Below are 6,370 nucleotides of genomic sequence, written 5' to 3' on the forward strand. Positions count from 1 at the left end.
CCGAGCCCCGCGACGCCGCGAATCCGGCCGGTTCGTTCCCCCGGCCTGCCCGGGTCCCGCTTGCCCCCAACCTCCCAGCCTGCTTCGCCGCACGAGCGGCCGCCTGAAACCGGAGTTCGTTCCGTGGCCACGATCCTCTTCCAGAATGCCCGCATCGTCGACGGCACGTCGGCGGAGCGCCCCGACCCCGTCGATGTCCTGGTCGAGGGCGATACGATCCGCGAGGTGGGCCGCAATCTCGGTGCCGGCAAGGCGCGCGTCATCGATCTCGGCGGCCGCACGCTGATGCCCGGTCTGATCGACGCCCATGTCCACGTGATTGCCGGCACGGCGGATCTCGGCCGCAATGCCGCGCTGCCGGACAGTCTCGTGACGGCCCGCGCGGCCACGATCATGCGCGCCATGCTGATGCGCGGCTTCACGACCGTCCGCGACGTGGGCGGTTGCGACCACGGCCTTCGGCTGGCCACCGAAGAAGGCCATTTCCCGGCCCCGCGCCTCGTCATCTCCGGCAAGGCCCTGAGCCAGACCGGCGGTCACTGCGACTTCCGCGGCCGTTTCGACGACCGGCCGGCGGCGTCGACCGGCTTTCGGCTCGGCGCGCTCGGCCGGCTGTGCGACGGCATCGACGAGGTGCGGCGGGCGGCCCGGGAGGAGATCAAGGCTGGGGCCGACTTCATCAAGATCATGGCCAATGGCGGCGTCGCCTCGCCGACCGATCCGATCCATTTCCTCGGCTTCTCGCGCGACGAGATCGTCGCGGCGGTCGAGGAAGCCGAGAATGTCGGCACCTACGTGTCGGCCCATCTCTATACGGATGCAGCCATCCGCCGGGCGGTCGAGTGCGGCGTCCATTCGCTCGAGCACTGCAATCTGATCCGGCCGGAGACCGCGCGCATGGCCGCGGCGGCCGGTGCGGTCGCGGTGCCGACGCTGGTGACCTACGACAAGCTGGCGAGCGAGGGTGCGAAGGCGGGCTTTCCGGCGGACTCGGTCGCCAAGATCGACAGCGTGCGGCTCAAGGGCATGGAATCGCTGGCCATCATGCGCGAGGCCGGCCTGCCCATGGCGTATGGGTCCGACCTGCTCGGCGACCTGCACAAGCACCAGTCCGAGGAATTCGTGATTCGTGGCCGGGTCCTGCCGGCCCACGAGGTGATCGGCACGGCGACCCATGTCGCCGCGAAGCTCCTGCGCCAGGAAGGACGGATCGGAACGATCGCCCCGGGGGCCTTCGCCGACCTCATCGTCGTCGACGGCGATCCCCTGCGCGATCTCACGCTGCTGACCGGGCAAGGCCGGCACATGCCGGTCATCATGAAGGGCGGCGCCTTCGCCAAGCGCGGCCGTCTCGACTGACTCCGCAATCGCATCCCCAACCCCGCACTCCGAAAGGCAACGCCCATGTCGATCGATCGCCGCCAGACCCTCGCCGGCCTCGCCGGGACCCTCGCAATGCCACTGCTCGGGCGGTCCGCCTTCGCGCAGGGAGCCGGCACCTTCCGGATCGGTGCGCTCAATCCGGTCACCGGATCGGGCTCTCCCTATGGGACCGGAATGCAGAAGATGATCCTGGCCGCGGCCGAGATGGTGAATGCTGCGGGCGGCGCAGGCGGGCGCATGTTCGAAGTCTTCGCCGAAGATACCCAAACCAACCCTCAGGCGGCCGTTCTGGCGGCGAAGAAGCTGATCGAAATCAACAAGGTGCAGGCGATTCTCGGGACCTGGGCCTCGGGCGTGTCGCTGGCCGTGATCCCGCTCACCAACGATGCAGGCGCGATCCTGATGCACACCTCCGGCGCGCCGGCTCTTTCGGTGGCTCCGTCCAATGCCAAGGGACTTGGCTACCGCTTCCAGGCGACCAACGACCGCTTCGGCCGCGCTTTCGCCGAGATCGCCCAGAAGGAGGGCTTCAAGCGGCCGGCCACCATGGCATTCAACAACGCGTCGGGCATCGGCAACACCGAAGGCTTCCGGAAAGCCTGGGAGGCCAAGGGCGGCAAGGTGCTGGAAGCGGTGGTCTACGAGCCGAGCCAGCCGAGCTACCGGGCCGAGCTGCAGAAGGTACTGGCAGCCAAGCCGGACGTGATCGTCACCGGCTCCTACCTCGCCGATACGACCATCATCCTGCGCGAATGGTTCCAGACCGGCGATGCCGCCCGATGGATCATTCCCGGCTGGGCCGCGAACCCGGATCTGGTCAAGGCGCTCGGGCCCGACGTGACCGAGGGCATCTTCTCGGTCGATTCTATCTCCAACGAGGAAGCGCCGTCGTTCCAGATGTACGATGCCGCCTACCGGAAGGCGGTCGGACAGCCGGGACTGACCAACGTCTATGGTGCCATGACCTGGGACATGGTCGTGACGCTGGCGCTCGCCATGGAGGCGGCCGGACCGGGGGCGGATGTGGCCGCGATCAACGCCAAGATGCGCGACGTGGCCAATCCGGGCGGTACCAAGGTCTTCTCGTTCGCCGAAGGCAAGGCGGCACTGAAGGCCGGCAAGATCAACTACGAGGGCGCCTCGTCGATCCTCGACTTCGACGCGGCCGGCGATGTCACGCCCGATTTCGGGGTGTCGGTCGTGTCCAAGGGCAAGATCGAACGGCGCTACGTGGTCAAGATCTGACGGGATCGCGCCCGCGGCCCGCGGTTCGCACACGGACCGCGGGGCGCGAGCGGCGAAGCCTCGGACGCGACGGAGCGGAGCGGCCTCGAAGCCGCGCTGCCCCGGCCGAAATCCATTCGAATGCAACCCGGCCCCTTGATGACCGATCTCCTCGAACTTGCCATCGCCGGACTGATGTCCGGCCTCGTGATCGGGCTTGCCGCGCTGGCGGTGACGCTGGTGTTCGGCATTGCGCGCTTCGCCAATGCGGCGACCGGTGACACCATGACGCTCGGTGCCTATGCGACCCTGGGCGGGACGGCCGCGACCGGGTCGCTCGTTGCCGGCGGGGTGATCGGCATCCTCGCCGGAGCCGCAGCCGGCGTGATCGCCTATGCGACGGTGTTCCGAAAGCTGGAGCGGCGGTCGCCCGTGGCCGCCCTCCTGGCATCGATCGGGGTCGGCTTCGTCATCCGCGCCGGACTCGGGCTCCTGCATGGGCACGGCCAGCAGGTGTTCCAATTGCCTCTGGTGCGGCCGTGGCGGGTCTGGGGCATCCGGATTCAGCCGACCGACCTCGAAATCGCGGCCGCGGCCTTGGCGACACTGGCAGCCGTATTCCTGATCCTGCACGCGACGCCCATCGGACGGCAGATGCGGGCGGTCGCCGACGATCCGGATCTGGCGCGGGTCTCCGGCATCGCACCGCGGCGGGTGATGATCGCGCTTTGGGCACTGGCCGGCGGGGTGGCGGCGGTGGCCGGCTGCCTGCTCGGGATCAAGACGGTGGTGGCGCCGGAAATGGGCTGGGACATGCTGTTGCCGGCCTTCGCGGCGGCCATCCTGGGCGGGATCGGCCATCCGGTCGGGGCGGTGGTTGCCGGGGTTCTGCTCGGCATCGCGCAGGAGACCGCGACGCCGTGGGTCGGCTTCACCTACAAGATCGCCCTGTCCTTCGCGGTCCTGCTCCTGGTGCTGCTCGTCCGGCCACGTGGGCTGTTCGGCCGGATCGAGGGGGTGCGCTGATGGACGCCTATCTGATCGCGATCGCGATCGTAACCGGCATCTATGTACTGATGGCGCTTGGCCTCAACCTGCAGTACGGGCTGACCGGACTGATCAATTTCGGCCATGTCGGTTTCTTCTGCGTCGGCGCCTATGCGGCGGCGATCCTCGCATCGCGCGGCTGGCCGGCTTTGGCAACCTTCCCGGTGGCGGCGGCGGTGGCGGTGGCTGCCGCCTGGCCACTCGGACTCGTGTCGCTGCGGCTGCGGGACGACTACTTCGCCATCGTCTCGCTCGGCTTCTCCGAAGTCGTGCGGCTGGTGGCAACCTCGGAGCGCTGGCTGACCAACGGCGTGCAGGGCATCGCGGGCATTCCGCGCCTGTTCGCCGATCTTTCCGGCGCGACCCAGGCCCTGGCCGTGCTCGCCCTGCTCCTGGTCCTCAACGGCCTCGCGATCCTGGCCATGCGCCGTATCGTGGCCTCGCCCTTCGGGCGCATGATCGAGGCGATCCGCGACAACGAGGAGGCCGTCAGGGCGCTCGGCAAGGACCCGACGCGGTTCAAGATTCAGGTGCTGATGCTGGGTGCCGCCCTGGCCGGGGTCTCCGGCGCGGTCTATGCGCACTATATCGGCTTCATCGCGCCGGAGCAGTTCGTCCCGCTGGTCACCTTCCAGATCTGGATGGCGATCGTGATGGGCGGGGTCGGCCGGGTCTCCGGCGCCCTGGTCGGCTCCGGCCTGCTCATGCTGTTCCTTGAAGGCTCGCGCTTTCTGCGCGATCTGCTGCCCTTCGTCTCCGAGGTGGAGATGGCCAGCGTTCGGATCGGCGTGGTCGGCCTGGCGCTGATCCTGTTCACGCTCTATCGGCCGCAAGGCCTCATGGGAGACTTCACGCGCCGATGACCCTGGTCCTGTCCGGCCTTACCAAGGCGTATGGCGGCTTGCGGGTCGTCGACAATGTGTCGCTCTCGATACCGTCCGACGGCCTGGTCGGCGTGATCGGTCCCAACGGGGCCGGCAAGTCGACCCTGTTCTCGCTGGCGACCGGATTCCTGGCCGCCGATTCCGGCACGGTTTCCTTCGACGGACGCGACCTTACGGCCGTGCCCGCGACAGGGCGGGCACGAGCCGGCATGGTACGCACCTTTCAGGTGCCGCGCGAATTCACTCACTTGACGGTGCGGGAGAACCTGATGGCGGCGGCGCCGGATCAGGCCGGCGAGGGATTGCTGGCCGTATTCTTCCGGCCCGGCGCGATCGCCGCCGAGGAGCGCGCGATCGCCGCCCGCGCCGACGAGACGCTCGCCTTCCTGCGCCTGGATGCGGTCGCCGGTACGCCGGCCGGCCGGCTGTCGGGCGGACAGAAGAAGCTGCTCGAACTGGGCCGGGCCTTGATGACCGGAGCGCGGCTGATCCTGCTCGACGAACCGTTCGCGGGCGTCAATCCGGTATTGATCGAGGAGCTTTCGGCGCGCATCCGCGACCTCGCCGCCCGCGGCGTCGGCTTCCTGATCATCGAACACGATCTCCGGGCGCTGACCCGTCTGGTTTCGACGCTGCATGTGATGGATCGCGGACGGTTGATCGCCTCGGGCGCGCCGGCGGCCGTGCTGGCCGAGCCGGCGGTGCGCGACGCCTATCTGGGAGGGGCGGCTGCATGATCCTCAGTCTGGAGGCCGTGACCGGAGGCTACGGCGAGATCGACATCCTGAACGGCGTCGACCTCGCGCTGGAGGCCGGCAGCATTCTGACCGTCGCCGGCACCAACGGCGCCGGCAAGTCGACCCTGGCCAAGGCCGTGGTCGGCCTGCTGCCGCGGGTCGGCGGGCAGATCCGGCTCGACGGACACGACATCGCCGGGCTGCCCGCAGAAGAACGGGCGCGCGCCGGGATCGGCTATGTGCCGCAGGTCGCCAACGTATTCCCGTCGCTGACGATCGAAGAGAACCTGGCCGTCGTCGAAGGCGTCGTCGACCGCCGCGGCCGCATCGGCGCCCTGTACGAGATGTTCCCGGCGCTGGCCGAGCGGCGCCGATTCCGGGCGCAGAGCCTGTCGGGCGGCGAGCGGCAACAGCTTGCCTTCGCCCGCGCCCTGATGACCGCCCCACGCGTGATGGTGCTCGACGAACCGACCGCCGCTCTGGCGCCGTCGCGCGTCGCCGACAGTTTCGAACGGATCGCGACGCTCGCCCGCACGGGCATCGCCGTGCTGCTGATCGAGCAGCGGGCCCGTCAGGCCTTGGCGATCTCGCATCGCGGCGCGATCCTCGACGGCGGCAAGGTCGCCCTCATCGGTCCGGCCGCCGACCTGCTCGCCGACGAGACCGCAGCCCGGTTATTCCTCGGCGCCGGCTGAGCGGCAGACCCAACCGGAGCGGCCCGTCAAGGGCTCGACCAGCCTCGGCAGCGTCTCGTCGGATTCAGCCAACCCTGCGTCCCTCCGGGTCGATCAGCGGCGCGCCGTCCTCCTTGGCGAAGGGACCGGGCGGCAGGCGGTCGAGGAGGTCGAGCACCGTCTCGCTCGGCCGGCACAGCCGGACGCCCTTCGCGGTGCAGACGATGGGCCGGTTGACCAGGACGGGATGCGCGAGCATTGCGGCCAGGATCGCGTCGTCGTCAACCGACGGATCGGTCAGCCCGAGTTCGACGGCCGGCGACTTGGTCGTGCGCAGGGCGCCACGCGGGGTGAGGCCGGCGGCGGCGAACAGACCGAGAAGCTGGGGCCGGGTCCACCCGGTCTTCAGATAGTCCACGAT

At 69.3% G+C, this 6,370-nt stretch carries 7 protein-coding genes; 6 read left to right on the top strand and 1 reads right to left on the bottom strand.

Features of this window, described 5'->3' with window-relative positions; all coding sequences use genetic code 11:
* Positions 1–123: 123 nt before the first annotated feature.
* The 6 genes from KL771_RS10665 (at position 124) to KL771_RS10690 (ending at position 5,970) form a co-directional block, all read left to right on the top strand.
* The gene (locus tag KL771_RS10665) at positions 124–1,359 is read left to right on the top strand and encodes a metal-dependent hydrolase family protein (protein WP_261968517.1); all 1,236 of its coding nucleotides are present in this window, start codon (positions 124–126) and stop codon (positions 1,357–1,359) included.
* 45 nt (positions 1,360–1,404) lie between these two features.
* Positions 1,405–2,628 (top strand): ABC transporter substrate-binding protein, encoded by a 1,224-nt coding sequence (locus tag KL771_RS10670; RefSeq protein ID WP_390866576.1) that lies wholly within the window; start codon positions 1,405–1,407, stop codon positions 2,626–2,628.
* A gap of 138 nt (positions 2,629–2,766) precedes the next feature.
* The gene (locus tag KL771_RS10675) at positions 2,767–3,633 is read left to right on the top strand and encodes a branched-chain amino acid ABC transporter permease (RefSeq protein WP_261968518.1); all 867 of its coding nucleotides are present in this window, start codon (positions 2,767–2,769) and stop codon (positions 3,631–3,633) included.
* Entirely contained in the window at positions 3,633–4,517 is an 885-nt protein-coding gene (locus KL771_RS10680) for a branched-chain amino acid ABC transporter permease (RefSeq protein ID WP_261968519.1), read from the top strand. Before KL771_RS10675 ends, KL771_RS10680 begins: the two co-directional genes overlap by 1 nt.
* Positions 4,514–5,275 (top strand): ABC transporter ATP-binding protein, encoded by a 762-nt coding sequence (locus tag KL771_RS10685; RefSeq protein WP_261968520.1) that lies wholly within the window; start codon positions 4,514–4,516, stop codon positions 5,273–5,275. The genes KL771_RS10680 and KL771_RS10685 overlap by 4 nt, the downstream gene beginning before the upstream one ends.
* Positions 5,272–5,970 (top strand): ABC transporter ATP-binding protein, encoded by a 699-nt coding sequence (locus KL771_RS10690; protein WP_261968521.1) that lies wholly within the window; start codon positions 5,272–5,274, stop codon positions 5,968–5,970. Before KL771_RS10685 ends, KL771_RS10690 begins: the two co-directional genes overlap by 4 nt.
* A 64-nt stretch (positions 5,971–6,034) precedes the next feature.
* On the opposite strand, the gene KL771_RS10695 is transcribed toward KL771_RS10690, so the two are convergent.
* Positions 6,035–6,370, bottom strand: a 336-nt coding sequence (locus KL771_RS10695; RefSeq protein WP_261968522.1) for an ArsC/Spx/MgsR family protein, incomplete at its 5' end; no start/stop codon positions are given.

The organism is Prosthecodimorpha staleyi, assembly GCF_018729455.1.
GTDB lineage: Bacteria > Pseudomonadota > Alphaproteobacteria > Rhizobiales > Ancalomicrobiaceae > Prosthecodimorpha > Prosthecodimorpha staleyi.

What these genes read in the sequence shown, in the direction of transcription:
- KL771_RS10675 (WP_261968518.1), top strand. Translation starts at nt 2,767, where the DNA reads ATGACCGATCTCCTCGAACTTGCCATCGCCGGACTGATGTCCGGCCTC.
- KL771_RS10680 (WP_261968519.1), top strand. Translation starts at nt 3,633, where the DNA reads ATGGACGCCTATCTGATCGCGATCGCGATCGTAACCGGCATCTATGTA.
- KL771_RS10670 (WP_390866576.1), top strand. Translation starts at nt 1,405, where the DNA reads ATGTCGATCGATCGCCGCCAGACCCTCGCCGGCCTCGCCGGGACCCTC.
- KL771_RS10690 (WP_261968521.1), top strand. Translation starts at nt 5,272, where the DNA reads ATGATCCTCAGTCTGGAGGCCGTGACCGGAGGCTACGGCGAGATCGAC.
- KL771_RS10685 (WP_261968520.1), top strand. Translation starts at nt 4,514, where the DNA reads ATGACCCTGGTCCTGTCCGGCCTTACCAAGGCGTATGGCGGCTTGCGG.